This window comes from Amycolatopsis sp. CA-161197 (assembly GCF_050942255.1).
Lineage (GTDB): Bacteria > Actinomycetota > Actinomycetes > Mycobacteriales > Pseudonocardiaceae > Amycolatopsis.
Genome location: NZ_CP192059.1, coordinates 314,455 through 340,830, shown reverse-complemented (window position 1 = coordinate 340,830; position 26,376 = coordinate 314,455). Strand labels below are relative to the sequence as shown.

Annotated in this window: 26 protein-coding genes and 2 tRNA genes; 13 read left to right on the top strand and 15 right to left on the bottom strand. The window is 68.2% G+C overall.

Annotated features, from left to right (window positions below; translation table 11 throughout):
- Positions 1–11 precede the first annotated feature (11 nt).
- From ACQPXB_RS01670 to pqqB, 6 genes are all read right to left on the bottom strand, one after another.
- Positions 12–1,163, bottom strand: a complete 1,152-nt coding sequence (locus tag ACQPXB_RS01670; protein WP_432849204.1) for a LysR family transcriptional regulator — start codon at positions 1,161–1,163, stop codon at positions 12–14.
- Positions 1,164–1,543: 380 nt separating this feature from the next.
- Positions 1,544–4,027: an aminopeptidase N gene (gene pepN / locus ACQPXB_RS01665; RefSeq protein WP_432849203.1), complete on the bottom strand. Its 2,484-nt coding sequence runs from the start codon at positions 4,025–4,027 to the stop codon at positions 1,544–1,546.
- Between the two features lie 3 nt (positions 4,028–4,030).
- Positions 4,031–5,137 (bottom strand): pyrroloquinoline quinone biosynthesis protein PqqE, encoded by a 1,107-nt coding sequence (gene pqqE, locus ACQPXB_RS01660; RefSeq protein ID WP_432849202.1) that lies wholly within the window; start codon positions 5,135–5,137, stop codon positions 4,031–4,033.
- Positions 5,134–5,409 carry a pyrroloquinoline quinone biosynthesis peptide chaperone PqqD gene (gene pqqD, locus ACQPXB_RS01655; RefSeq protein WP_432849201.1) on the bottom strand — a complete coding sequence of 92 codons (276 nt, stop codon included), beginning with the start codon at positions 5,407–5,409 and terminating at the stop codon, positions 5,134–5,136. The genes pqqE and pqqD overlap by 4 nt, the downstream gene beginning before the upstream one ends.
- Positions 5,409–6,104 (bottom strand): pyrroloquinoline-quinone synthase PqqC, encoded by a 696-nt coding sequence (pqqC, locus tag ACQPXB_RS01650; protein ID WP_366577351.1) that lies wholly within the window; start codon positions 6,102–6,104, stop codon positions 5,409–5,411. The genes pqqD and pqqC overlap by 1 nt, the downstream gene beginning before the upstream one ends.
- Positions 6,101–7,003, bottom strand: a complete 903-nt coding sequence (gene pqqB / locus ACQPXB_RS01645; RefSeq protein WP_432849200.1) for a pyrroloquinoline quinone biosynthesis protein PqqB — start codon at positions 7,001–7,003, stop codon at positions 6,101–6,103. Before pqqB ends, pqqC begins: the two co-directional genes overlap by 4 nt.
- Before the next feature lie 502 nt (positions 7,004–7,505).
- Here pqqB and hxlA point away from each other — a divergent pair.
- The 3 genes from hxlA to ACQPXB_RS01630 all read left to right on the top strand — a co-directional run bounded on the left by hxlA (position 7,506) and on the right by ACQPXB_RS01630 (position 9,529).
- Entirely contained in the window at positions 7,506–8,210 is a 705-nt protein-coding gene (gene hxlA, locus ACQPXB_RS01640; protein WP_432849199.1) for a 3-hexulose-6-phosphate synthase, read from the top strand.
- A 40-nt stretch (positions 8,211–8,250) separates the two neighbouring features.
- Positions 8,251–8,541: a hypothetical protein gene (locus ACQPXB_RS01635; RefSeq protein ID WP_366577345.1), complete on the top strand. Its 291-nt coding sequence runs from the start codon at positions 8,251–8,253 to the stop codon at positions 8,539–8,541.
- 367 nt (positions 8,542–8,908) lie between these two features.
- The gene (locus ACQPXB_RS01630) at positions 8,909–9,529 is read left to right on the top strand and encodes a GPR1/FUN34/YaaH family transporter (RefSeq protein WP_432849198.1); all 621 of its coding nucleotides are present in this window, start codon (positions 8,909–8,911) and stop codon (positions 9,527–9,529) included.
- Between the two features lie 187 nt (positions 9,530–9,716).
- On the opposite strand, the gene ACQPXB_RS01625 is transcribed toward ACQPXB_RS01630, so the two are convergent.
- The 5 genes from ACQPXB_RS01625 to ACQPXB_RS01605 form a co-directional block, all read right to left on the bottom strand.
- Positions 9,717–9,790: transfer RNA gene (locus tag ACQPXB_RS01625), tRNA-Arg, on the bottom strand.
- Between the two features lie 42 nt (positions 9,791–9,832).
- Positions 9,833–9,922: transfer RNA gene (locus ACQPXB_RS01620), tRNA-Ser, on the bottom strand.
- Positions 9,923–9,998: 76 nt separating this feature from the next.
- Positions 9,999–11,708, bottom strand: a complete 1,710-nt coding sequence (locus ACQPXB_RS01615) for a phosphatidylglycerol lysyltransferase domain-containing protein (protein WP_432849197.1) — start codon at positions 11,706–11,708, stop codon at positions 9,999–10,001.
- A gap of 42 nt (positions 11,709–11,750) precedes the next feature.
- Entirely contained in the window at positions 11,751–13,742 is a 1,992-nt protein-coding gene (locus tag ACQPXB_RS01610) for an acetoacetate--CoA ligase (RefSeq protein WP_432849196.1), read from the bottom strand.
- A gap of 49 nt (positions 13,743–13,791) precedes the next feature.
- On the bottom strand, positions 13,792–14,424 hold the full coding sequence (locus tag ACQPXB_RS01605; RefSeq protein ID WP_432849195.1) for a dienelactone hydrolase family protein: 633 nt from the start codon (positions 14,422–14,424) through the stop codon (positions 13,792–13,794).
- Between the two features lie 104 nt (positions 14,425–14,528).
- Here ACQPXB_RS01605 and hisC point away from each other — a divergent pair, with 104 nt between their 5' ends.
- From hisC to ACQPXB_RS01590, 3 genes are all read left to right on the top strand, one after another.
- A complete protein-coding gene (hisC, locus tag ACQPXB_RS01600; protein WP_366577338.1) occupies positions 14,529–15,584 on the top strand; it encodes a histidinol-phosphate transaminase in 1,056 nt (351 codons plus the stop codon).
- Between the two features lie 105 nt (positions 15,585–15,689).
- Entirely contained in the window at positions 15,690–16,574 is an 885-nt protein-coding gene (locus tag ACQPXB_RS01595) for a helix-turn-helix domain-containing protein (RefSeq protein WP_432849194.1), read from the top strand.
- Positions 16,561–16,740, top strand: coding sequence for a DUF397 domain-containing protein (locus ACQPXB_RS01590; protein ID WP_386943524.1), 180 nt, complete (start codon positions 16,561–16,563; stop codon positions 16,738–16,740). Before ACQPXB_RS01595 ends, ACQPXB_RS01590 begins: the two co-directional genes overlap by 14 nt.
- Here the strand turns inward: ACQPXB_RS01590 and ACQPXB_RS01585 are convergent.
- On the bottom strand, positions 16,726–17,487 hold the full coding sequence (locus ACQPXB_RS01585; protein WP_366577333.1) for a sulfite exporter TauE/SafE family protein: 762 nt from the start codon (positions 17,485–17,487) through the stop codon (positions 16,726–16,728). The two genes, ACQPXB_RS01590 and ACQPXB_RS01585, sit on opposite strands and share 15 nt — an antisense overlap.
- A gap of 566 nt (positions 17,488–18,053) precedes the next feature.
- Between ACQPXB_RS01585 and ACQPXB_RS01580 the strand changes: the two genes are divergently transcribed.
- The 3 genes from ACQPXB_RS01580 to ACQPXB_RS01570 all read left to right on the top strand — a co-directional run bounded on the left by ACQPXB_RS01580 (position 18,054) and on the right by ACQPXB_RS01570 (position 20,232).
- The gene (locus ACQPXB_RS01580) at positions 18,054–19,019 is read left to right on the top strand and encodes an IS481 family transposase (RefSeq protein WP_432844786.1); all 966 of its coding nucleotides are present in this window, start codon (positions 18,054–18,056) and stop codon (positions 19,017–19,019) included.
- A gap of 128 nt (positions 19,020–19,147) precedes the next feature.
- Positions 19,148–19,612 (top strand): hypothetical protein, encoded by a 465-nt coding sequence (locus ACQPXB_RS01575; protein ID WP_432849193.1) that lies wholly within the window; start codon positions 19,148–19,150, stop codon positions 19,610–19,612.
- The gene (locus tag ACQPXB_RS01570; RefSeq protein WP_432849192.1) at positions 19,609–20,232 is read left to right on the top strand and encodes a DUF3558 domain-containing protein; all 624 of its coding nucleotides are present in this window, start codon (positions 19,609–19,611) and stop codon (positions 20,230–20,232) included. Before ACQPXB_RS01575 ends, ACQPXB_RS01570 begins: the two co-directional genes overlap by 4 nt.
- 577 nt (positions 20,233–20,809) lie before the next feature.
- Here the strand turns inward: ACQPXB_RS01570 and ACQPXB_RS01565 are convergent.
- The gene (locus ACQPXB_RS01565; RefSeq protein ID WP_432849191.1) at positions 20,810–21,091 is read right to left on the bottom strand and encodes a hypothetical protein; all 282 of its coding nucleotides are present in this window, start codon (positions 21,089–21,091) and stop codon (positions 20,810–20,812) included.
- Between the two features lie 348 nt (positions 21,092–21,439).
- On the opposite strand from ACQPXB_RS01565, the gene ACQPXB_RS01560 reads away from it, so the two are divergent.
- Positions 21,440–21,613 carry a hypothetical protein gene (locus tag ACQPXB_RS01560; protein ID WP_432849190.1) on the top strand — a complete coding sequence of 58 codons (174 nt, stop codon included), beginning with the start codon at positions 21,440–21,442 and terminating at the stop codon, positions 21,611–21,613.
- An 8-nt stretch (positions 21,614–21,621) separates the two neighbouring features.
- The gene (locus tag ACQPXB_RS01555; RefSeq protein ID WP_366577323.1) at positions 21,622–22,386 is read left to right on the top strand and encodes an ESX secretion-associated protein EspG; all 765 of its coding nucleotides are present in this window, start codon (positions 21,622–21,624) and stop codon (positions 22,384–22,386) included.
- 208 nt (positions 22,387–22,594) lie between these two features.
- On the opposite strand, the gene ACQPXB_RS01550 is transcribed toward ACQPXB_RS01555, so the two are convergent.
- Entirely contained in the window at positions 22,595–23,239 is a 645-nt protein-coding gene (locus ACQPXB_RS01550; RefSeq protein ID WP_432849189.1) for a TetR family transcriptional regulator, read from the bottom strand.
- Between the two features lie 99 nt (positions 23,240–23,338).
- On the opposite strand from ACQPXB_RS01550, the gene ACQPXB_RS01545 reads away from it, so the two are divergent.
- Entirely contained in the window at positions 23,339–24,217 is an 879-nt protein-coding gene (locus ACQPXB_RS01545; protein ID WP_432849188.1) for an SDR family NAD(P)-dependent oxidoreductase, read from the top strand.
- 153 nt (positions 24,218–24,370) lie between these two features.
- On the opposite strand, the gene ACQPXB_RS01540 is transcribed toward ACQPXB_RS01545, so the two are convergent.
- Positions 24,371–24,712, bottom strand: a complete 342-nt coding sequence (locus ACQPXB_RS01540) for a VOC family protein (protein ID WP_366577317.1) — start codon at positions 24,710–24,712, stop codon at positions 24,371–24,373.
- A 65-nt stretch (positions 24,713–24,777) separates the two neighbouring features.
- Between ACQPXB_RS01540 and ACQPXB_RS01535 the strand changes: the two genes are divergently transcribed.
- Positions 24,778–25,476, top strand: coding sequence for a FadR/GntR family transcriptional regulator (locus ACQPXB_RS01535; RefSeq protein WP_432849187.1), 699 nt, complete (start codon positions 24,778–24,780; stop codon positions 25,474–25,476).
- Positions 25,477–26,376 lie beyond the last annotated feature (900 nt).

Sequence of the window (26,376 nt, the reverse complement as noted above, 5' to 3'; positions counted from 1 at the left end):
TGACCGTCGTATTACGTTTTCGTGGTGGTTTTCGCGACCGCGAGCCCACTGCCGTTGACTTTCTGCCCAGGCACGAATACCGGCATCGGACTTCCTTTCGAAGCCGCGATCTCCACCAGTTCCCGCGCGTACTCCGGAAGCTCGCGGCGCTCACTCCACGCCGCGTAGATCGGTTTCGCCGGCATTTCCTGGTCAACTGCCACCAGGTGCAGCCGGCCGTCCGCGAGTTCGGACCGCACGGTGGAAATGTTCAGCACGGTCACCCGCTGGCTCGTCGCGACCGCCTGCTTGATCGCGGCGCTGGAGGGAAGTTCGACGTAACTGCGCGGGGCGCGCGCAGTCACCAGCAGCTCGTCCGTGAACTCCCGCAGCCCCGAGCCGCGCTCGCGCAGGACGAGTGGCGCGGCCGCCAGCTCCCGCACGGTCAACGGCCGGGTCCTCCTGGCCCACGGGTGCTTCGCGCCGACCACCACGGCCAACCTGTCGTCGCAGATGTACCGGGTGACCATGTCGTCGCCGAACTGCTTCTGCACGTGACTTCCAGCCTGGCACCAGCCATCGATGAACGCGAGGTCGACGTGGCTCGCCCGGATCAGCCGGCGCAGCTCGTCGATGCTGCCGGTCTGCACCTCCACCCGGGCCTCGCCGAACGAGAACCCGGAGCGGTTCAGCCACTCGGGGATCAAATGCTCGGAAACGCCCGGGCTGGCCGCGACCCGCAGCCGCTTCGCCTCCGCGGCCGGAGCCCCGGATCCGAACTCCAGCAACTCCCGCGCGGCACTCATCACGTTGCGGGCGTACTTCGCCAGCATTTCTCCTTCTTCGGTGAGCTTCGAACCGGTGGGAGAACGCTCCAGCAGCCGAAGACCGAGACGGCGTTCCATCGCGCTGATCCGGATACTGGCGGCGGACTGGGAAAGACTGTGCGCCTGCGCGGCCTTTCCCACACTGCCGTGACTTTCCACGGACAGCAGGAGATCGAGGTCGGCGAGCTGAGGCATCTTTGACGGAAGAACCACGATTCCACCTTTCGCTCGACCGAAATGCAGTTGTCGGCTACACCGGCGGCTCCCGGTGTGCAACGAGCGTGCCCGGCCTCGGATTGCGTGGTCAATCTGTTCGACACGAACGCGCGCCGTGCGGACATGAACGGTGTGCACCACGCCACATACGGGCGTTCGGCTCAATCGGGTGGCGGCGAAGAGACCGTGAACTGCACCCGTTCGGCAATCTCAACACGACGGACTGCCGGCCGTCAAGGGACTCGAGTTCCCCTTCGTGGCAGCACCGGCACCGTTCGTCCTGGATTCACCGCCATTCGTTCGCCCTGGCTTGCCGCAATTTCGTCGCGGCGACCATAGTTCGGCGACGAAGTTCTGGATTCCGGGCCGCAGCTGCTTTCTCCCGGGAGAACCGTAACAGTTTTGTTCCCTTTCTCGCCGTCGCGGTGTTCGGCCGAGTCCGCGGGCGGGACTCCTGCTGGCGCAAGGTTCCGGCCTGCACAGAGCACCGGGACCTTGCGCCATCCACCTTGTTGCCGGGCTCAGCGCGCCGCGTCACACGCCCGCGCGGCGCGCATGAGCGCCAGCTCGGCCCGCTCCTCGCGGACGACCTTGCGCACGTTCTCGGGCAGCCGCCCGCTCTCGAGCAAGAGATCCGTGCGCGCCAGCACGACGTCCTCCCTGGTCGTGAACCGCGGGAAGAGCCCCCGGGCGAACGCCACCGCGAACCCAGGCTCGTCGGCGCGGTTCTCCAGCGCCCGCAGGTAGCGGTCCGCGTACGGGGTGAGCAAGTCCTCCTGCCCCGGTTGCCGTAGCCCCGCCATGACGGCTTTCCGTTCCGCGAGCGAGAAACCCTCGCCGAACACCCGCGTCCAAGCTTCTTCTTTGGCGGCCCGGGTTGGCCGTGCGGCTTCCGCCGTCAAGGCGTTCCTGCCTCCGTTGTCCCCCGGATCGGCCTCCCGCGCGACGCGCAACACTCCGTCGATGTCGCCCCCGGTCGAGGCCAGCCGGACCACCGCGCGCCACCGCAGGTCCCGATCCACTTCCAGGTCCGGCCACGGCGACCGGCCGCGCACGAGGTCGCCCAGCAGACCGTGATCCCGGCTGACGTCGACGAGAGCCCGGGCGAAAACCAGCCGGCGGTCACTGCCGAGCGCCGCGGTGGCCAGCTGCGCACGCACCCGGCGTGCCACGGCTTCGAGCAGCCGGTCCCGGTCGGCCGGGTCCCCGTAGAGCTCGACCGCCCGCACCGCACGCTCCACAAGTGCTTCCAGGACACCGATATCGCTCTCCAGGACGCCGTGGGTGAGCACGGCCGCGGCATAGGTGCGGGCGGGCAGGCGCGCGTCGAGCACGTCGTCCCACAGCGCACCCCACACGACGGCCCGCGTCCGCCGATCGTCCAGTGTGGACAGATCACGCAAGGCGGCCCGCCGAGACCGCGGGTCCAGCCTGACCTTCACGTGGCTCACCGCGTCGTCGTTGGGCACGATCAGTTCTCCGGCGAAGTCACGGGCGCCCCCGCGAGGACCCAGCGACACGTGCTCCCGATGCCGCAGCACCAGCTCGCCCTCGTGTTCGTCGAACGCGGCGACGCGCACCGTCAAGTGCCGTGCCTCCGGATCGGGAACCTGCACCACACGGCCGCGAACGACCTCGACCGTGTCGACTCCATTCCGCAGCAGCCATTCGTCGACCCACCGGTCCACGTCCTCGTCGGACACCTTCCGCAGCGCGGCCACGAAGTCGTCAAGGCCCGCGTTGCTCCACGCGTGCGTCCGCAGGAAGGTCCGCACGCCGGCGACGAACGTTTCCCAGCCCACGCGCGAAGCGAGGTCGTGGAGCACCGCCGCGCCCCGCAGGTAGACGATCGGGCCGAGGTTCGACCGCGCGGCGTCGGTGTCGGCGGTTTCCACCCGGATCGGGTGGCGGGTGGGCAGCCGGTCGGCGTGCCGGGCCGCCGGCAGGGCGTGGTGGGTGAACGCGGTCCAGCCTTCCCCGTGCGGCGTTGCTTCGGCCTGCGCGACAACGGCCATCATCGTCGCGAAAGCCTCGTTCAGCCAGAGGTCGTCCCACCAGCGCATCGTCACGTAGTCGCCGAACCACATGTGCGCCATCTCGTGCAGCAGGACCTCGGCCCGATGTCGCCGAGCTTCCGCCGTGACGCGGTGCTGGAACACGAACCGCTCGTTGAGCGTCACGCAGCCCGGGTGTTCCATGCCGCCGAACGCGTACTCGGGCGCGAAGACGTGGTCGTACTTGGCGAACGGGTACGGCAGGTCGAACAACTGGCGGAAGAAGTCGAGCCCACGCCCGATCACGGCGAAGAGCTCGGGTGCGTCGCGGGTGAGGTCCGCGAAGAGCGAGCCACGCGCGTACAGCGCCAGCGGCACTTCCCCGTGGCTTGACCGCAGCCGGCGGAACGGGCCGGCGGCGAACGCCACCAGGTACGGCGGCAGCGGTGGCGTGCGGCCGAACCGCCACGTCGAGCGCTCGCCGGCCGTCGGTGGCTCCTCGGGATCGGTGTTGGCGACCACGACCCAGCCGGCCTCGGCCGTGACGGTCAGATCCACTGTGGCCTTCAGGTCGGGCTGGTCGAAGCACGCGTACACTCGGTGCGCCGCGAAGGGTTCGAACTTGGTGTGCACGTAGACCCGGCCGTCGAGCGGGTCCTGGAACCGGTGCAGCCCCTCACCGGTTCGCGAATACTCGGCGAACCCGGTCACGCGCACCGTGTTCGCGCCGGGCCGCACGGCCAGCCGGACGCGCGACCCTTCGTGCGCGCCCGGCTCCAGCTCACGGCCGTTGCACTCGACCGACTCGACTTGCCCCGCGAAGTCGAGGAAGACGAACGCGTCCCCGGACCGCGCGTGGAAGCGGACCACCGTGCTCGTTGCGAACTTCCACGCGCCGACAGTCAGGTCGAGCGCCACCGCGTAGTGGACGTCGGAGACCTCGGCCGAACGCGCTGCCGCCTCGGCCTCCGTCAGCTTGTCGCCTGACGCGGCCCCGCCGTCGACCGGCATCCGTCAGGGCCGGCGCGCCGACACCGTCGGGCGGCGGTACACCAGGCTCCCTGCCGGGACCGTCTCCTGATTGGCGCGAACGAGCGCGTCCTGCACCAGGTGGTGATCGGGCGAGTGCATGCACACGGGATCGGTGCGCCCCGCGTCACCGGTCAACGCGAACGCCTGGCACCGGCAGCCGCCGAAGTCGAGTTCCTTGCGCGGACAGCTCTGGCACGGATCGGGCATCCACTCCGTGCCGCGATAGGCCTGGAACGCGTCGGACTTCGCCCAGATCCACGCGAGGTCGTGGTCGCGAACCGAGGCGAAGGTCATCGTCGTGATCTCCGCGGCCACCGGGCACGGGTAAACGGTGCCGTCGGGCGCGACGGTCAGCGCGTTCTGCGCCCAGCCGCCCATGCACGGCTTCGGGTAGGGCTCGTAGTAGTCCGGGATAATCCAGAGGAGCTCCATGCTCTCGCCGAGCTCGGCCTTCCGGCGTTCGTAGACGCCGACCGCGTCGTCGAGCTGGGCCTTGGTCGGCATCAGCAGATCGCGGTTGCGCAGGGCCCAGCCGTAGTACTGGGAGTTCGCGAGTTCCAGCCGCTCGGCGCCCCACGACACGCAGACGTCGATGATCGCGTCGAGCCGGGACAGGTTCATCCGGTGCAGGACCACGTTCATGTTCAACGGCAGGCCCGCGTCACGGATGATGCGTGCGGCGGCTTCCTTCTTGTCGAAGCGTTTGCTCGCCGCGACCAGGTTGGTCGACTCGGCGGCGTCGCCCTGGATGCTCAGCTGAGCGCTGTTGAGGCCGGCTTCGACGAGCGACTTCGCCCGGCTTTCGGTGAGCCCGAGGCCGCTGGTGATCAGGTTCGTGTACAGGCCGAGGCGCCGGCACTCGGCGACCAGCGTCTCCAGGTCGCCGCGGACGAGGGGTTCGCCGCCCGAGAAGTGCACCTGCACCACGCCGAGGTCGTTGGCCTCGCGGATCACCCGCAGCCAGTCCTCGGTCGCCAGCTCGTCCTGCCGGTCGAGCAGCTCCAACGGGTTCGAGCAGTACACACAGTGCAACGGACACTGGTGCGTCACCTCGGCCAGCAGGCCGTACGGCTGCGGTGTGCCGTTCACGAGACCACCACCCAACCTCGTCCGCGCGCATCCTGGAGGAACGTCATCACGTCGTTCGCGAGATCGGCGGCCTCGAAATCCTGTTCGAGCTGTTCGACCAGCTGCCGCACGGTCCGGCTGCCGTCGCACAGCCCGAGGATCGCCGCCCCGGACTTGTTCAGCAGCACGACCCGCTCCGGCAACAGGAGCAGTTCCACGTCACGGACGTTGTCGTGCTTGAGCATCGCTTTGGTCGCCAGCTTCGGAATGGCCGTCAAGTCGGATTCGTCCATCACGAACTCTTGCTGTACGCGAGCTCCACGGCATCCAGCAGGCTCCAGAGGACGTCACACTTGAACTCCAGGGCTCGGGCGCACGCGTCCTGCTGTTCCCGCGACTTCGCGTGGGTGAGCACCAGGTCGAGCAGGTGCGCGATGTCCTTCGGCTGCTGGGTGAGCCGCGCCCGGAAGTACTCCAGGCCTTCCGAGGCGATCCACGGGTAGTGGTGCTCGACGTCGGTGATCCGCCGGCTGAGCAGATCCGGCGCGAACAGTTCGGTCAGCGCCGACGCCACGGCCTCCAGCCACGGCTTCTGGCGGCAGAAGTCCACATAGGCGTCAACGGCGAACCGCACCCCGGGCAGCACCGTGTCGGTGTCGAACAACGCTTCGCGGCTCAGGCCGACGGCCGCGCCGAGCCGGATCCACTTCTCGAGACCGCCCTCGTCTCCCGTGCGCCCGTCGTGGTCGATGATGCGCTGGATCCACTGGCGCCGGTCCTCCCGGCCGGGGAGCTTGGTCAGGATGAACGCGTCCTTCTTCGGCAGGTTCATCTGGTAGTAGAAGCGATTGCGCACCCAGCCGCGGAACTCTTCCTCGGTCAGCGTGCCCGAGTGCATCCGCTCGTTGAACGGGTGCAGATGGTGGTACCGCTTTTCTCCGATGGACCGCAGGTGCGCCTCGAACTCCTCGGCAGACCACGGGTTCATACTTCCACCTCCAAGCCGGCTCGGCCGATCTCGATGCCCAAGTCCGTGACCCAGCGCCGTTCCGGGGACTCTTCGTCGAGAATCGGGTTGGTGTTGTTGATGTGCGTGTAGATCTTTCGCTTCGCGGGCAGTGCGGCCAGCGCGCGGGCCGAGCCGTCGTCACCGCTGACGGGCATGTGGCCCATGGAGCGGCCGGTCCGGCTTCCCGCGCCCTGGCTGGACATCTCGTCGTCCGTCCAGAACGTGCCGTCCACGAAAACGCAGTCGGCCGACCTCACCTGGGCGGCGAACTTGTCGTCCCACTTGGGCAACGTCGGCGCGTACACCGCGATCCCGCCGGTTTGCTTGTCCTCCAGGCGGTAGCCCACCTCCCACTCCGACGACGGGCCGCGAAGCTGGGACTCCCCGACGTAGCGCGGCGCCTTGGACCCGGTCAGGAAGGGGGTCACGCGCAGCCGGTCGTCCAGGTCCAGCGGCTTGCCGACGTCGACCTGGGACCAGGTGAGGTTCGCGTAGTCGCTGAGCAGTTCGCAGACCGGGAACCACAGGGTCAGCGCTTCCAGCACGGGGTATGTGCCGTACACCGTCAGCGAAGACTCCTCGCGCAGCATCAGCAGGCCGATCGTGTGGTCGAACTCCGCGTCCGTCAGCAGAACACCGGCGACCGGCGTCTTCCTGATCTCCGGGCCGGGGTGCAACGCGGGATCCGCCGCGATCTGGTGGTGGACGTCCGGGGTCGCGTTGAGCAGGAACCACTGCTCGCCGTCTCCGGAGATCGCGATCCCGGCGTGTGCCGTCGCGGCTTCAGGCTTGGCCCGGGCCTTGCGGCAGCCGGCGCAAGCGCAATTCCACTGCGGATAACCGCCACCGGCCGCGGCTCCGAGGCAATGTATGAACACCGTCCGAAATCAATCCGTCAATACCGGCATGGGCCGGCGTCGGAGCACGCCTCGAGCAGCACGGAATAACGCGTTTCCCACCTCATGGCGTCCTCCCTCACATTCGACCTCGGCAACGGCCGGACAAAATCAGGCACCGTTGCCCGTCGAGGGTTCGGCCAGGGCGGCCTTCTGCTAACGTCGCCCTGAACCCGGCTTGTTCTTTTCCCAGCTTCTTCGCCGGCGCCTGCCCTGGCAACCAATCGCGAACGACCGGCACCGAATCACTGACGAACGGCCGCCGCGCCTCCACGAGCGGAGTGCCGCACAGCCAGTACCGGGAACCCCCGCCGGAAATGGCCCTTGACCTGCCGATGTTCGGCGCTTGGCCGCACCACACGGGCCGGGGCCCCACGCCGAAGCCGGCCGCCGAGCCCTCCTGACCAGGGCCGAGCTGCGCATGTCCGGCAAACATGGGTATTTGTTGTGCGCATTGGGGGATTGTGTTTTTGCATGTCGTGGGGTGTTGCTGGTGGTGGGGCAGGTGGGGATTGTTGTGGGGGTCAATTTGTTGGCTGGTTGTGAGGAGTGGGTTGTGCGGTTGCAGGTGGCGTTGGATGTGCTGGATCTGCCGGCGGCGTTGACGTTGGCGAATCAGGTGGCCGAGCATGTGGATATTTTGGAGTTGGGGACGCCGTTGGTGAAGGCGGCGGGGATCGGTGCGGTGAGCGCGATCAAGGCGGCGCATCCGGACAAGCTGGTGTTCGTGGACTTGAAGACCGCCGACGCGGGTGAGCTGGAAGCGGCGCTGGCGTTCGAGGCGGGCGCGGATCTGGTCACCGTGATGGGTGCGGCCGATGACGACACCGTGCGTGGTGCGGTGGCGGCGGGACGCAAGTACGGCAAGCAGGTGGTGGCGGACATGATCACCGTGGTCGAGGGCCGCGTCGCACGGATCCGGGAAGTCTCCAAGTTGGGTGTGTCCTTTGTGGAGATCCACGCCGGCCTGGACGAGCAGGCCCGCCCGGGTTACACGATCGACACGCTGCTGGAGGACGGGCGTGAGGCGGGTGTGCCGTTCTCCATCGCGGGCGGCATCAAGATCGACACCATCGGCGCCGTCCGCGACGCCGGAGCCACCGTCGCGGTGGCCGGGGGTGCGATCTACAACGCCGCCGACCCGGGCGCCGCGGCCAAGGAACTCAAAAAGCGCGCCACCGCCGCCTGACCGGCCACGTCGGGAGACTTGACGAGAGAGAGGAGTCGGCGTGAAGGGCAAAGAGTCCGGTGCTCGATCCGGAGCACCAGCCGCGCGGAACACCTACTGCGCCTTGCTGATGCAGGCCTCGGAGGTGCTGCGCCTGCGCTACGTGCAGTGCACTCAGGACACCACCCTGTCCCCCACCGCGGCGAGCGAACTCGCCGCCGTCTTCGAGGGCCTCGCCAAGGGCCATCCCGACTTCGACCAGATCGACCCCAAAGAAGCGATCGCCCTGGCCCACCGCCTCATCGACGACGACCACCCCGAGCTGTCGGCTCTGTGGCCCAGAACCGTCTGAAGCGGCTTTCCCCTTCCGGGGAGACCACCCGCCACAGACGGCCCCGCCACTGCACCCACCGCCGACAACCCAGCTCGGCACCGGGGCCGTGGGCGACGCCACCGCGTCTCGCGGGATCGGCCGATCACCGACCGGTGGACCACCCAACCCAACGCCGGCAATCAGCTCGGCACGGAAACCGGGTGACACCACCGCATCTGGGCACGTCCGGCTGATCACGGACCGCCGCGCCACCTCGACCCGGCGCCGACAACCCGGCTCGGCACGGAAAGCGTTGGTGCCACCACGTCACGACCGGCCGATCACAGGACCGCCGCCCGACCCGACCGCACTCGAGGATCATTCGCAGCTCAACGAGGAGTACACGATGTCCACTGCCGTTGCCACCGAAGTCGAAGCCCCGCCGCGGCCCGCGGTGGTGGGTGACCCCGCCATGATCGGCGTGCCCACCTTCATCGTCGGCGCGATCGCGCTCGGCCTGGTGCTGACCGGGTACGTCCCGGCGAGTGCCGTCGGCGCCTCGATCGCGGTCATCCTGCCCGCGACCGGCCTCGGCCAGCTCGTCGCCGCCGTGTGGGCGCTGTCGCTGGGCCAGAACGCCGTCGCCTCCGTGTTCGGCATCTTCACCGGGTTCTGGATCAGCTACTCGGCACTGGTGCTCGGCCTGGCCCACAACTGGTTCGGCATCACGCCGGACGCCGCGGTCGCCACCCAGGGCGTGTTCCTCATCGCCTGGCTCATCACGATCGTCCTGCTGACCCTGGGCACCCTCCGGCTGCCCGCCGCGTTCACGGTGCTGTTCGTACTGATCGACCTCGCACTCGCCCTCGTGTTGTACGGCACCGTGGGCAACGCTCCGGGCGCCGCCACCGCGGGCGGCTACGTCACGTTCGCCTTCACCGCCGTCGGCGTCTACCTCTACCTCGGCGCGATGTCCGCCGCCACGGGCGGCAAGGGCCTGCCGCTGGGCCGCCCGGTACTGACCTGACCCGACCCCGGGCGGGCGTGACTCTCACCGCCCACCCGGCGGTGGTCGACGGACCACCGCGAGCAGACCCCGCCCCGACACGGCCCCGGGCGGGGTCTGCTGCGTCCACGCGGTTGGACAACACCCGGACAGCAAGAAACCCCCTGCAATGCAGAGGGTTTCTTGGTACTGCTGTCTCAACCAGACGTGCGCCCGAAGGGATTCGAACCCCTGACCTTCTGATCCGTAGTCAGATGCTCTATCCAGCTGAGCTACGGGCGCTTGTTCAGTTGTTAATCTAGCACCTGCCGAAACAGGCACCAGCGGAGGCTCCGGGATTTGAACCCGGGAGGGGGGGTTACCCCCAACCGCATTAGCAGTGCGGCGCCATAGACCAGACTAGGCGAAGCCTCCTGGGCCTTAACGACCACTGCCCAGATAGCTTACACACCCCCCAAAACCCCGCGAAGGCACCCCCCGAAAGTGAAGATCAGCGTTGCAGCAACCGCCGCAACCAGGGGGAACGGCCGCCGAGGCCCTCGGCTTCGAAGGTGGCCACGCCGACGCGCGGGAGTTCGCGCACGCCGGGGTACACGAGGTACCGCGGGACCCACCGCGGCTGGAACTTGGCGTTGAAGCGGTACAGGCTCTCGATCTGGATCCACCGCGAGAAGAAGTGCAGGACCTTCGCCGAGATACGCGCCACCGGACCCGCGCCGATGCGCTGGCCCTGTTCCATCAGCGACCGGAACGCGGCGAAGTTCAGCGAGACGTGGTCGATGTCGTGCTCGCGCGAATAGACCAGCAGCTCGGAGATCATCAGCTCGTTCACGCCGTTGTCGGCCGAACGGTCCCGCCGCATCACATCCAGCGACAGCCCCCGCGCGCCCCACGGCACGAACTGCAGCACTCCGCGTACGCGGCCGCCCTGTTCCGCCGTCACGATCACCGAACCGGGGTCGCCCATGCGCCCCAGGGCCATCGAGAAGCCGCGTTCGGTCTCGGTGCCGCGCCACGCCGCGGCCAGCAGCACCAGCTCGTCCAGCTCTCCCGGCCGCAGGTCCTCCGCCCGCCGCACCAGCACCTTGTACCCCGCCCGGCGCGTCCGCGAAACCGCCTGGCGGACGCCACGCATCATGCGGCCGTCCAGCGTGAAGCCGGCCGTGTCGACGATGGCCTCGTCACCGATCTCCAGCACCTCCAGCCCGAAGCGCGCCCACACCGTCGCCCCGAGCTCCGACGCGCCCATCGCCGCCGGCACCCACGCGTTGCGCTTGCAGATCTCCAGGTACTCCTCGATCGCGCCCGGCCAGGCCTCGTGGTCGCCCAGCGGGTCGGCCGACGTGAGCGCGACGCCGGCGATCACGCGGTACGTCACCGCCGCCTTGCCCGTCTTCGAGAACACCGCGAACTTGTCGCGCCGCAGCGCGAAGTAGCCCAGCGAGTCGCGGTCACCGTGCTCGGTCAGCAGGACCTGCAGGCGCGCCAGCTCCTCGTCCGACAGCCCCGGCGCGGGCTCCGCCGAGCGCAGCAGGAAGTACGCCGACACGAGCACCGCCGCGATGCTGAACAGCAGCCCGATCGCCGCGGACAGGTCCTCCAGCCACGCTCCGTGGAACACGGCGGGACCGCTCACGCCCACCAGCGCCAGCCCGGACTGGGAAAGCCGGCCGGGGAAGCTCAGCGGCTCGAGCATCCGCCCGGACGCCACCGACAGCAGCACCACGTTGATCACGAACCCGGCCAGCACGAGCTGCAGGAACACCCGCACCGCGCGCCAGCGGCCCGTCGTCGGATCCGGCTCCGCGACGAAGTAGCGCCGGTTCACGATCAGCCCGATCAGCAGCACCACCGACACGACGCCCGCGCCGAACACGTGCCGCAGCCCCAAGTGTGACAAGGTCAACAACACCGCGAAGCCGACCGCGAGCTGCCACGCCCGCCGCTTCCGCCGCCGCAGCCCCGCCGCGAGCATGATCAGCAACACGCCCGTGACGACGGCCACGGTCGCCGCCGCCACCGTCGCTTCCTGAGGCAGCTCCAGCCACTCGGCCAGGTGACCGCGCAGGTTACGGCCGGACGGCACCACCACGGAAAGTAACGTCAACAGCCCGGCGAGCCTGGTCACCCAGGTGATCGCCTTGACGGACGTCACTCCCGCCACCTGCCAGGTGTGCTGCGCGCGTGTCCCCGTCACCACGCGTGCAACACGTACGGCCCAGCCATGCTTCCCCCTGCTTCGTCACCGCCCGGCAAGCTCCCCCGCGAGCTCCGTGAACGGGGCCAACGCGGCCGGGTTGGCCAGCGCGTCCCTGCTCACAGCCCTCTCCGGCGCGACTCCGGAGAGTATCTTCTTCACCGGTACCTCACACTTCTTACCGTTCAAGGTACGGGGGATTTCGCCGACCACCACAAACCGGTCGGGAACGTGTCGTGGTGACAGAGCGCTACGAAGCTCCTTCCGCAGCTTCGGCTCGACATCGGCAAGATCCACACCCGGCGCCAGCACGAGGAAACACAGCAGCTGCCCGTCGTCGTTGCCGGCCGCGGAGGTGTCCACGACCAGGGAATCGGCGACCTCGTCGAGGCCCTCCACCACGCGGTAGAACTCGGCCGTACCCATGCGCACGCCGCCTCGGTTGAGCGTGGAATCGCTGCGGCCGTAGATCACGGCGGAGCCGCGCGGGGTCACGCGGATCCAGTCACCGTGGCGCCAGACGCCGGGGTACATGTCGAAATACGCCTCGTGCAGCCGCTTACCGTCGGGGTCGTTCCAGAAGAACACCGGCATCGACGGCATGGGCTCCGTGATCACCAGCTCACCGACCTGGTCGACCAGCGGGTTGCCGGCCTCGTCGTACGACGCGACGGCCGCGCCCAGCGCCCGGCACGACAGCTCGCCCAACCACACCGGCACGTCGGGCGACGCCGCGACGAACGCCGCGCACAGGTCCGTCCCGCCCGAAACCGAGCAGATCTGCACCGACTTCCCGATCTTGTCGACGATCCACCGGAAGCCCTCGACCGACAGCGGCGCACCCGTGGAACCCAAGGCGCGCAACGCACTCAGGTCGTAGCGCGCCGACGGTTCGAGGCCGGCCTTGAGGCAGCTCTGGATGAACGGCGCCGACGTGCCGAAGTACGTGATGCGGTGCTGCTCGGCCAGGTGCCACAGCACGTTGAGGTCCGGGTGGCCGGGGCTGCCGTCGTAGAGCACGATCGTCGACCCCACGAGCAGGCCCGAGATGAGGAAGTTCCACATCATCCAGCCGGTGGTGGTGAACCAGAAGAATCGTTCGCCCGGCCCGAGATCCGCTTGCAGTGAAAGGGCTTTGAGGTGCTCGACGACGATCCCGCCGTGGCCCTGCACGATCCCCTTCGGCAGGCCCGTGGTGCCCGACGAGTACAGCACCCACAGCGGGTGCCCGAACTCCACCGGCTCGTAGGCCAGCTGCGTGCCGGCGTGCTCGGCGAGCAGCGCGTTCCAGTCCAGGGCGCCGTCAACGGTCCCGTCGCCGACGTATCTCACGAGAACGGTCGCGCTCAGCGACGGGATGTCGGCGCGCAACCGCTCGACCGTGGGGGTGACGTCGAACTCGCGGCCGTTGTAGGCGTAACCGTTCACGGCGATGAGCACCTTCGGCTCGATCTGCGTGAAGCGGTCGGAAATCGCGCGCACGCCGAAGTCGGGTGAGCACGACGACCAGATCGCGCCCAGCGACGCCGCCGCCAGGAACGCGACGAGCGTCTGCGGGCAGTTCGGCGCCAGCGCCACCACACGGTCGCCCTTCGCGACGCCGAGCGCCTTCAACGCTCCCCGCGCCGCGGCGACTTGCGCGCGAAGGTCGCCGTACGTGAGCTGCTCGGCGAAGCCGTCTTCGCGGTGGAAGATCACGGCGAGCTCGTCGTCGCCCTTCGCCGCGCCCGCGACGCCCGGGCTGAGCGCGTGCTCCGCGTAGTTCAGCGTGCCGCCGTCGAACCACTTGGCGTTCGGCATCGTGCCCGAGAGGACCTCTCGCGGCTCGTCGTGCCAGCGCACGCCGGAGAACTCGGCGACGGCCGCCCAGAAGTCGGGCACGTGTTCCACGGAGTAGCGCCAGAGCGAGTCGTAGTCGCCGACCTCCACCCCGCGTTCTTCCTGCAGCCAGCGGCGGAACGCTTCGATGCGGGTGTCGGACACGCGGCTCGGGTCGGGTCGCCAGAGCACTTCGGGAACATCGGCAGTCTGGGTCACCCGCCGATGTTAACTGCGGCTAACGCTGTTGTCTCGGCTTGTCACCGGCTCAGCGCAGGTGTGCGTCGAACCAGTCCAGCGTGCGCTGCCAGGCTTCCTCGGCCGCGCCCGGGTCGGCGTCGAAGCGGTGGTTGGCACCCGGGTAGCGCACGACGTTCGTGGCCACCTTCGCCGACGCCGCCGCTTCGCGCAGCTGCTCCACTTCGGCGCCCCCGGCTTCGTCACCGGCGTCGCCGTACATGCCGAGCCACGGGCTCGTCACGTGACCCGCGATGTCGAGCAGCCGCGGCAGCTCCGTCACGCGCTGGCCGCCGACGCTCACCGCCGCGCCGAGCCGGCGGTGCGACGCGACCACGAGCGCCGCCGTGCCACCCAGGTCGAACCCGACGACGCCGCGCAGATCGGCCTCCACCCCGTGCTCGACCAGCCATTCGAGTGTGATGTCTGTCGCGTCGAGCAGGTCCTGCTGAGTGAGCTTCTCGCCGCCGTCGATGTGGGGCGTGACGGTGAGCCAGCCTTCGTTCGCCAGGCTCGCGACGAGCAACACCACGCCGTCGGTGATCCCGTCGCCTTCGTGCAGGACAACGAGGCCGCCGCGGATGGCACCGTCGGGCTCGGCGAAGGTGAGGCGCAGTGTGCGACCGTCGGTACGCTGGTAATCCACGGTGCTCGTCGACGTCATCACCTCATGCAATCACCTCCAGGTGAACATTGGAAACCTTTGTGGATCCGCCGTCGCGAGATACGGTGGCCAGGCCGTCCCGTTTGACCCGAGGAGTTCCGACGATGCCGTCCCTCGCACCCCGCCCCGACCTCGATTCGTTGCCGAAGTACGTCCCCGGCCGGACGATCCAAGGCGCGATCAAGCTCGCGAGCAACGAGGTGCCGGGCGGCCCGCTGCCCAGCGTGCGCGCCGCCATCACCGACGCGATGGCCGACGTCAACCGCTACCCCGACAGCGGCTCCCACGCCCTGCGCGAACGCCTCGCCCGTGACCTGGACGTGCCCATCGAGAACCTCGCCGTCGGCTGCGGCTCGGTTTCCCTGTGCCAGCAGCTCATCCAGGCCGTCTGCGGCCCCGGCGACGAAGCCATGTTCGCGTGGCGCTCCTTCGAGGCCTACCCGATCGTCACGCAGGTCGCGCACGCCCAGCCGGTGAAGGTGCCGCTCACGTCTTCCCACGGCCTCGACCTCGACGCCATGCTCGCCGCCATCACGGACCGGACGAAACTCATCTTCGTCTGCAACCCCAACAACCCCACCGGCACCGTGCTCACGCACGACGAGCTGGAACGCTTCATCGACGCCGTGCCCTCGCACGTGCTGGTCGTGCTGGACGAGGCCTACAAAGAATTCGTCACGGATTCCGATGTGCCCGACGGCGTCGAATTCGCGCGTACGCGGGAAAACGTCGCGGTGCTGCGCACTTTCTCCAAGGCGTACGGGTTGGCCGGGCTTCGCGTGGGTTACGCCGTGGCGTGCGCTCCGATCGCGGAGGCGCTTCGCCAGGTGTACGTGGCCTTCTCGGTGAACGCCATCGCCCAGGTCGCCGCCATGGCCTCGCTGGACGCCGCCGGCGAACTCATGGAACGCTGCGCCGAAATCAGTTCCGAGCGCGACCGCGTTCGCGACGCGTTGCTGGACATGGGCTACGAGATTCCGGTTACCCAGGCCAATTTCGTGTGGTTCCCCCTGGGCGACCGCACCGTGGCCTTCGCCGAGCACATGCTGGACCGCAAGCTCATCGTCCGCCCCTTCCCCGGCGACGGCGCGCGGGTCACCATCGGGACCCCCGAAGAGAACGACCTGTTCCTGGCGGCCGCGCGCGAGTTCCTGGCTTGATCTTTGGTGTGACAGGGTGGCATGGATCAGCGGGACGGCATCCGTTCCGCTGATCTTGCCGCGTCGCACTCACTGCGTGAGCGGTCTCGGGCTTAGTTTTGCCCGATGGCGGGGACAACCGAACGAGACACCACCGCGCGTGAGCGCGAAATCGGCGACGAGCTGAAACGACTTCGCGTGCGCGCGGACCTGACTGCGGCCGACCTTTCGAAGCGCGTGGGCTTCTCGGCGAGCAAGATCTCCCGCATGGAGAGCGGCGCCCGCGGGGTGACCGAGATCGACGCGACTCTCTTCGCGGCGAACTGCGGCGCTTCTCGCAAGGAGGTGCTGAACCTGGTCGGGCTCGTGCGCGAAGCAGATGATGGCTATCGTCTTCGGCCACACGAAGCGCGCTTGGTTGATCAGCTCCCCTCACTCATCGTCACCGAAACCACCGCGACAGAGATCATCGAGTTCGAACCCCAGGTGGTTCCGGGCCTTCTCCAGATCGAGCCCTACGCGCGAAACCTATTCCGCTGGGGTGGCCACCTCGATTCACAAGAAGTCGAGCGCGCGGTGGACGCCCGCATGGCGCGGCAGAAACTCTTGAGCCGCCCAGATTCGCCCTTCGCAACCTTCTACATCCACGAGCAAGTTCTTCGGGCGCGAGTTGCCGAGCCGAGGATTATGCATGAGCAAGTCCTCCACCTCCTGCTGGCTTCGTCGTTGGAGCGCTGCGCCGTTCGAGTGATCCTCACCGAAAATTGCCCAGGCGGTGTTCTCGGCCCGAGCTTCAGGGTCCTCCGCTACAACCATGAACGTCCCACTGTCTATGCGGAAAACCAAACCCTGAGCCTGTTCCTCGAGAAGCCCGACGACGTCGCGACCTACCGCAAAGTGTTGGCCCGGGCGGCAAGTTTCGCGTTGGATGTAGGACACTCGCGTGAGTGGCTTGCCTCGTTGGCGAGCGAGTACGACCAAGCGAAGGACGGTCCTGATGCCCGCTCGTGACCAGCTCTGGCGCAAAAGCAGCTACAGCAACAGCAGCGGTGGCAACTGCGTCGAGGTCGCGCTGAGCACTCAGACCGTCAGCGTGCGAGACACCAAGGCTCGTTCGGCGGGCGAACTGCACGTACCCGCCGAAGCATGGCAGGCGTTCGTCTCACTTCAGAACTAGTTCCACCACCGCCGCAACCCCGATCACCACGATCACGGCCCTCAACACCGTCGGCGACAACTTCCGCCCGATCTTCGCCCCGATCTGCCCGCCGATCGTCGACCCGACGGCCAGCAACCCGATCACCGGCCAACTCACCGGGGCGACGACGGCGTAGATCAGGCCGGCGATGACGTTCACGACGGCGGCGAGGACGTTCTTGACTCCGTTGAGCCGTTGCAGCGGCTCCGACAGCAGCATCCCCAGCACCGCCATCATCATCACGCCCTGCGCGGCCGTGAAGTACCCGCCGTAAATCCCGATGACGAACAACAACCCGAGAAGCAGCGGCCCGGGTTTGTGCTCGGTGCCGTTGGCGTCACGGCGCTTCTGCACCCACTTCGACACCTTCGGCTGCACGATCACCAGCACCACCGCCAGCCCCACGAGCACCGGCACGATCGTCTCGAACGCGTCCTTGGGCAACGTGAGAAGCAGGATCGTCCCCCCGATCGCCCCGAAAAACGACGCGATCGAGAACCGCCACACCTGCGGCCAGTACCCCTCCAGCTCGGCCCGGTACCCGTACGCCCCACTGATCGTCCCGGGCGCCAGCCCCACGGCGTTCGACGTCGTCGCCGTGATCGGCGGATACCCCAACGCCACGAGCACCGGAAACGTCACCAACGTCCCCGACCCGACCACCGCGTTGATCGTCCCCGCCCACACCCCGGCGACAAAGATGATCACCGCATGCCACCACGTCATAACTCACCCACCCCGGCACCCTAAGCACCCCACCCCACCCCCGCGACGCGATGTGTCAGGAGGAACAGTCCCGCCTTGCCCCCTAGCAGGTGACGCTCTGTCCCGTTTGCCCCGGTAACCTGGAGTAACCGACCGACCCCGGCCGGCTCATCCGAGGGGGACGACAGTGCGTGACATTTGGCGACTTATCGCCTTGTGCGGCGTTGTGAGTGTCGTCGCCGGCTGCTCCAACCCTCCTGCGGCTGCGCCCTCCGCCACCTCGTCGCCTACTGAGGCACTGCCCGACAGCGGCGCCCCGAAGGTCTCGCACCCACTTCCGGCGTCGCATCACTGATACCCGACCGGGCCAAAGCCGACGCCTGCGACGTGGCTGCCCGACTGGCCGACATGGTCGTCACCAACCTCCGCCACAAAGCCGGCGCGTGACGGACAACCTCCACCCGATCGGCGACAGCGCCCTAGCTGTATTTGGCCAGGACGTTGGTAGCGGAAGGTTCTGGTTGACGTGGGGAGAACCTCCGGTTGAGGTGTGGCTTGTCTAGGACCCACGTCAACCGGAGGCTCTCGTGTCTCACCGTAACGCCCGGACCACGTTCCTGGGCAGGTTGCTGATCGTCCAGCGTCACCACGCGGGCTGGCCCCAAGCCCACATCGCCGCCGCGATGGGTATCTCCCGTAAATGCGTGAAGACCTGGCTGGAGCGTTACGCCACCGAAGGCGAACCCGGGCTGCGGGACCGATCCTCACGCCCGTACACCTCTCCCCGGCAAACCTCCAGCGAGGTCGAACAGCAGATCATCACCTTGCGGCAGCGTGAACGCCGCGGCCCGGCCTGGCTAGGCCACGAACTCGGTGTCCCGACACGGACGGTGTCACGGGTGCTGGCCCGCCACCAGATCCCGCGGCTGGCCGCATTGGACCCGATCACCGGACTGGTGATCCGGGCCAGCAAGACCACAGCCGTGCGCTACGAACGCGACCGGCCCGGCGAACTGGTCCACATGGACATCAAGAAGATCGGCCGCATCCCCGACGGCGGCGGCTGGCGAGCCCACGGCCGGGCCCAGCGGGAAGCCACCCGCGACCGCAGCACCAAGATCGGATACGACTACGTCCACTCCCTGGTCGATGACCACTCCCGGCTGGCTTACTCCGAAATCCTCGCGGACGAGAAAGGCCCGACCTGCGCCGGCTTCCTCGCCCGGGCGATCACCTACTTCGCCGACCACGGCATCACCCGCATCGAGCGGCTGATGACCGATAACGCCTGGGCCTACCGCTGGTCCCTACGCGAGATCTGCGCCCGCCACGGCATCCGGCAAAAGTTCATCAAACCGCACTGCCCCTGGCAGAACGGCAAAGTCGAACGCCTCAACCGGACCCTGCAAACCGAATGGGCCTACCGCCAGGCCTTCACCAGCAACACCGACCGCACCGCAGCCCTTGCACCCTGGCTCCAGCACTACAACACTCAACGCCGCCACAGCGCACTCGGCGGGCATCCACCCACCAGTCGACTGCCACCAACCTGACGGCCGAATACACCTAGCGCCTTTCGACCGACTTCGGCAAAATGCCCACCCGAGGGTGATCAGTCCATTACCGTTACCGCAGGGGACGGTCCGCGGTCGGACCCGACGTGTCATCAGGGGGGAAGACAGTGGCGCAACCTGCGTCCGAGCAGAACTGGCTCACCGGGCTCGACTTCGCCATCACCGACGCGCCCGCTGCGGGCGGCGCTTCCAGCGGCGGGGCACCGCCCAGCTCCGGTGCGCCTGGAGGGGGACGGTTCAGCCTCAGCCGCGAGGAAGCACAAAGCATGCTAGTCGTCGCCAAACGAGTGGCGACCACGCTGCGCACCATGCAGAACGACGCGGAGCGGCTGACCCAGGTGTCGCCCCCAGCTGACGATCCGGGGAGCAACGGCTACAACAAGCAGCTCGTCGCGACCGGGCAGGGTGCGTTCAGCGTAGGCAAAACCCAGGTCGACAAGGAGTTCAAATACGCTTCGGACCTGGTGACCAAGCTGGAAAACGCTCTGGGAATGACGGGATCGGCCGACGAACAAGCGGCAGCCGGCGTGAAGACCGCGGCCGGCGGCAGTCAGGACAAGGGGCTAGCGTGACCAACCACCGCCAATTGATCACGATGTCCGGCGCGGCGGTCGTCCTCGCTTTCGCCGCCGGGTGTTCCGGTAGCCTCGCGGCCGTGCCGGCGACTACGAACCCGTCGCCGACGGCCCCGGCATTGCCGCACAGCGGCGCCCCGAAGGTCCAAAACCCTCTTCCCGCGTCAGTGCTCGCCGGAGACCCTTGCCAGCAAGCACTCACCGCAGACCAGCTTGAGAAGATCCTCGGCACCGCACCCCAGGGCAAGCGCGACGACGCTTCGATCGGTCCCGCCTGCAACTGGACCAACGCCGACACGGCCGCCGTCGTGGGTGTCGGCTACACCAGTCAGACGCACCAGGGACTGAGCGCCCTGTACCAGAACACCAAGCCGCAAGCCACTGTGTGGAAAGAGCTCGCGCCCATCCAGGGCTTTCCCGCTGTTGCACATTCGACGTACGAATCCGGCACGAACACCGGGTTCTGCCAGGTGAGTGTCGGTATCGCGGACGATCTGTCGTTCGATGCGTCGCTGGGCTTGAGCACTGCGAAGATCGGCAAGGTCGACCCTTGCGGTGTGGCCGAGCAGGTGGCCGACATGGTCGTCACCAACTTGCGCCAGAAGGCAGGTGCGTAATGGGTTTCTTCGACACGATCGGCGACAGTGCAAAGTGGGTGGGCGACCGGTTCAGCGATGCCGGGCACTGGGTCGACGAAGTCTGGCACGGCAACGTCGGCGAACAGGCCGTCCCCGCTCCCGAACTGGTGCAGAAGATCTTCGCCGGCCAGGGCGCCGGCAGCTGGCACGACGGGGCCGATAAAGCCAACAAGATCGCCGCTGACCACCATTCGCTCAGCTCGGACATCCAAAACCTCAGCACCGGCCTCGAGTCCGTGTGGACCGGAGGCGGCGCGGACGCCGCGCAGGCCCGGATCAAGATGTTCTCCGATGCCACCACAGCCGCGTCGCAGACGTACACGACCAACGGCCAGAACCTGACCGGCCTGGCGCACGGGTTCGACGAAATGAAGAAGTCCCTGCAGCCCATGCCGGGAACCCCGCCGCACAAGGACTTCCTTGATGTGGCGACCCCGTGGGACACCGACACCGAAGACAAGATCAACCAGTACAACCAGCTCGCCCAGCAGAACCTCGACCGCTACAACGGCTACGCCCAGCAGGCGCAGAACAGCGGCCAAGGCCTCAAGACGGACTACGGAAAGCTCGACAACTTCGACGGCAACGTCACGATCACCCAGCCCGGCAAGGTCAAGCGCGAGAAGCTGACCCGCACGACCAAGACCAAAACCGGCGGCGACGACAAGACGTCCACCTCACAGTCCGAGGTCGACACCCGCCACGTGACGCCGCCGAATGTGCCGCCGCCCGCCACGCCGCCGCCGGTGACGCCCCCGCCGAACATTCCGCCGCCGATCGCGCCGCCGCCGACGGGGCGGCCGATCACGCCGCCGGAGCAGAAGCCGCCGCGGGACATCGACCCGCCGGGCAGGACGAAGGATGACGACGACACGCACACGTCCAGCGATCTGGACGATCAGCGGGTCACGCCACCGGGGCAGCGGTTCCCGGTCGGCAGTGGGAATCCGTCGTGGTCGGCGACCGGTGGCGGGGACGGTTTCGGGCCTGGAGGCTTCGGCGTAGGCGCCGGTGCCGGCATCGGCGGAGCAGGCGGGTCCACGGCCTTCGGCGGACGTGGCAGCGCAGGCGCAGGCGCCGGAACCGGGTCGCGGCTCGGCGCCGGGTCCGGGGCGTTCGGGGAAGAAGGCGCGCTGGCCGGCCGCGGAGCAGCAGCCGGCGCGGCCGGCGCCAAGGTTCGCCCGGAATGGGCGGCATGGGCGCGGCCGGCAGCAAGGGCAAAGGCGAGGAAGACGCCGAGCACCAGCGCAAGTACGGCATCGACGACGACTCGGCCTTCTCACTCCTCGACGACGAAGACGGCCGGCTCCTCGACCCCCACACCGGCCTCCCGCCGACGCCCCCGACCATCGGAGCCTGAGCAGACCGATGACGATCATCGACAGACCGGTGCGGTTGCCCCGGCCGGTGTTCCTGGTTGCCTGGACCGTCGCCGAGCTCGGCGAGCCGCCGATCGTGGTCGGGCCGGACCAGACGTACCGCACCGACGAAGCCGCGGCGACGTTGCGGCGACGCGCGCTGGATGCGTTGTACGACCTGGGGCTGGCCACGTCCGCCGGCGAGCTCACCGCGCAGTGGCGCGCGACGCTGGACGTCCTCGCCAACCCCGCGCGCGAGATGTACTCGTGGAGCAACTTCCGCGACGGCGAAGACGACGGCGCGATCCTCGTGGCCGAGTCGGGCCGTGACGCCGTCCGCCTGATCACCGACCACCGCGTGGTGCAGCTCGATCCGATCCCTGCGCGCGAGGTCGCGGAGCACCTGGTGGACGCGCTGCCCACCCGCCCGCCGGCGCGGCTGGCGCCCATGAGCGTCCCGAAGGCCCACTTCGAGGACGCCGGCCGCGACTACGAGTCCGACAATCCCCTGACCGAAATGTCCCACGAAGCCGACGAACTCCGCCGCCTCATGCGCGCCGGCCGCGACGCCGCGCACCAGCTCTACGTCGCCACCCGCGACGGCACCGGCCGGCGCACCCGCAGCACCCCCATGTCCGTCCTCGACCTCACCGACCGCGGCCGCGTGCTGACGTTCATCGGCAACACCAACGGCGAGGCCCGCATCAACGTCCACCCCGGACACCGCGCCCACCTGATCGAAGCGCTGCACCTGGCTTCGAACGCGCTCGTCTAACGCAGGCGGTAGCGCGCGACACAACGGCGAACGCTGTCACCGGCAACGAGGCGGCTCCGCACGTGACTTTGGAGGTGCTCTCCTGTCACTCGGCGAAGCTCCCGGCGGCGGCGCGAGGCCACAGTGGACCCAGGTCGAGCGGCCGTCCCGACGACGGGCAACTGCGCCGCGTTGCGCAAGTCCTGCACCTGGCGTCGAACGCGCTCGTCTAACGCTCCGCCAGGCCCTCCGCGGTCGCTTTCAGCAGCCGCGTGAGGCGGGGCTCGAAGTCGAGCGCCGTGTGGGACCAGCGGGGTTCCTGGCGGTAGAGCTCGGCCAGGCTGGCGGTGGGGTGGGAGAGCTGCCAGAAGTACGACGTGGTGCCGAGCAGGGCGGCGATGACGTCGTGGACTTGTTGCGCGGTAAGGGTTCCGGCGCTGATGAGGGTCTCGACGATCACGTCGTACGACTTGAACGACCGCGTTTTGTATTGCCGCGCGCGCTCGACGGAGACGTCACCTTCGAGGCTGAGCGACACGTGCGTGAGGAGGTCGCAGAAGAGCGGGAGCGTGACGATCGTCGTGCTGAGCGCCTCGGCGAGCTCGCCCGGCGACAGGCCGCGCGCACCGGCGAGACGCGCGGTGAGGACGTCGCGCCATTCCTCCCAGCCGCGTTCGGCGAGCTCGAGGAACAGCTCCTCGCGGCTGGCGAAGTACCGTCGCACAGCCGACGCGTGCAGCCCCGCCGCCTCCGTGACGGCCGCGAGCGTCACGTGCCGCACCCCGCCCAGCTCGACGGCCAGCCTGCGCGCCGCGGCGAGGAGGTCCTCGGCGCGCTGCTGCTTGGCTTCCTCGGAACGCGCTCGGCGATGCACACCACACTTTAACGCAAGTCGGATGCGTTACCTCGTCTCGGGGTGCTACGGTCGCCTTAACGCAATCAACTTGCGTTAAATCGGACCACGGAGGTTGTTGTGGTTTTCTTCGTCACCGGCGCTTCGCGCGGCCTGGGCCGCCAGATCGTGGAGCGCGCGCTGGCCGCCGGCCACCAGGTCGTGGCGACCGCCCGTGGCCCGCGTTCGCTCGATGACCTGCGGGAACGCTTCGGGTCGCAGGTCCACGTCGAGGCCTTGGACGTGACCGATCCGGCCGCCGCGGAAGCCGCCGTCGCAGGTGGCGTGCGCGCTTTCGGCCGCCTCGACGTCGTCGTGAACAACGCCGGCCAGGGCGACCGCTCAGCCCTCGAGGACACGTCGCTGGACGTCTTCCGCCGCCAGGTGGAGACGAACTTCCTGGGCACGGTCTACGTCACGAAGGCGGCGATCCCGGTGCTTCGCCGGCAGGGCGGCGGGCGGATCATCCAGATCTCCTCACTGGGCGGCCGCATCGGCAGCCCAGGGATGACGGCGTACCAGTCGGCGAAGTGGGCCGTCGGCGGCTTCAGCGAAGCTCTTGCGGCCGAGGTCGCGCCACTGGGCATCAAGGTCACCGTGCTCGAACCCGGCGGCATGCGCACCGACTGGGCCGGCTCGTCGATGACGACACCGCCGATCAGCGCCCCCTACGAGCCGACCGTCGGCGCTTCAGCCCGGTCCATGGCGGGCTTTGAGAAAACCGCGACCAGCGATCCAGCACTCGTCGCCGACCTGGTACTTCGCGTCGCCGAACTCCCGGACCCACCGCTGCGTCTCCTGGCGGGCAGCGACGCCTACGAATACGGCCGCGAAATCTGGCGCAACCGCCTTGCCGTGGACGAGAAATGGGCAGAACTCAGCCGCTCAACGGATCACCCGGACGCCGGCAAGAATTGGCACCAGCAACGCGGAAACAGCCTTCCAACAGTCAGCAACTGACCCCCTCCACCCGCAACTGACCCACCCAACACCCAGCGCACCCAGACCCGTCCCTGCACCTCGATCCCCGCCTTCCACGTGACAATCAAAGATCGGGGTGCCCACTACTCGCCCCCGGGCGCAATGATCCGCGCAGCGGGTCGAGCCCTCAATTCACTGCGGATCGAACACACAAAACTCATTCCCCTCCGGATCCGCCATCACCCACCAATCAATATCCCCACCCTTATTCCTCACCAGTACCGCCCCCAACGACACCAACTCCCCCACATCCCCGAACACGTCGAGGTGCATCCGGTTCTTCACCGTCTTCGCCTCAGGCACCGGATTCACCCAGATCAACGGCCCCACCCCGGCGACATCCACGATCGGCACCGGGTCGTCGGCTGACCGATCTCCCGCACGTCGCGTGTAGCCCAACGCGACGCACCACCAGTCAGCCAGCTTCTGGTGGTCCCGGGCGTCGAGGGCCAAGTCCTTGAACTTCGCAGTCACGCCCTCAGCGTGGCACGCACCACCGACATTTTCCGCCACCCGCCGCGACCTGCCAGGATGGGCGGGTGGCCCACGAATCCGAACAGGTCTGGAGCGCCACCGTCGACCGCCTGCGCGCGATGATCGACGGCGGCGAGCTCCCGCCGGGCTCGAGGCTGCCCGCGGAACGCACCCTGTGCGAACAGCTCGGCATCAGCCGCGGCTCGCTGCGGCAGGCGCTGCGGGTGCTGGACTCAATCGGCTACGTCCAGATCCGCGCGGGCTCCGGCACCTACGTCCGCGAGCAGACCGAAGCACCCCTGAGCAGCTGGTTCTCCGAGCACGAACAGCTAGTGGAGAAGCTGTTCGACCTGCGCGCCACGGTCGAGCCCACCCTCGCCGAGCGCCTCGCCGGCAACCACTCTCCGCGGACGATCCAGAAGCTCGAGGACAACGTCGCCGAAATGGAAGCCGCGGCCGCCGAGGGCGACATGCTCCGCGTCATCGCGACGGACGCCGAGTTCCACCGCGTCATGGCGAGCAACGCCGGCAACGACGACGTCGCCGACCTCCTGCGCTCCGTCCTGGCCCTGGTGGGCGAAGAACGCCGCGCGGCGCTGCGGCTGCCGGGGCAGATCCGCAAGGCGGTGGATGAGCACCGGGCGATCCTGTCGGCTTTGAAGTCCTCCAACGGTCCTGCCGCGCGGGAGATCACGCTGAAGCACCTGCTGGACGCGAAGTCCTACGCCCACGATTATGCGGCGGGCAACGACTCGGCGATGTAGCCGGGAGTCTGCCGGGTACATCGGGGAACTTCGACCATGCGGCGCCTTGGCTGCTGCGTGCACTCCCGCGCATCGCCTGGACTCGCCCGAGGCGCGTTTGCACTCCTTCACCGCTGCCTCAGATCTGCACGGGCGTATTCACCGCCGCCTCGGCTGTGCGCGAGCGGCTCCCCGTGTCAACCGCGAACCCGGACTTGTCCACAGCTCCCCCACTCGATACCGCACTTGTCCACAGATTCCACCGCGGCCGTTTTTTGAGGCCTGGCAACGGTAAACTGGGATGGGGACGCCCCCCTTGGGAGGGCGGGGGCTGTCTGGCGCGCGCGAAGGTGAGTGCTGGAAACACATCGCTCAAGTCGCGGTGGCGTGGAGCCCGGTCGAGGGTCATGCGGAGTCGGTCGGTCAGTTCGGTGGTGTGGGCCGCCAGGTGCCTGTGGAGCAGTCGGTGCATCCGGTCCGCAACCAAGCGATCCCGGTGCGGGGCCAACGCGTACATACCTTCGGTCGACAGGCTTCGTGGAGACGACGGGTCAGAGCTTCAAGCGCAGCCAGGGCCACCGAGACTCAGCGGGAGCACCACCAGACACCCGACCTCACAACACATGCGCCAAAACAAGATCCGCGACATCCGCCCCCGGAACCGTCGTCACCACCTCAAGCGTCGCCGACGCGTGTAGCAACGGCTCAACAGTCTCCAGATATACCAACGTCTCCGCGAGTTCCGCCGGGTCCTTCCCATACGGGTTCGACGTGCGAGAACAACCGCCGAAACCGCGCCGGGTTCCGCACCATGCCCGAGACGAACAGCGAAGACGACGAGCCCAACACCTCAGCCATGACGTCCGAGCGCCACAGCCGTTCACCGTCGAGGTGTACGGGCCGCAGTATCAACCGTCGCGA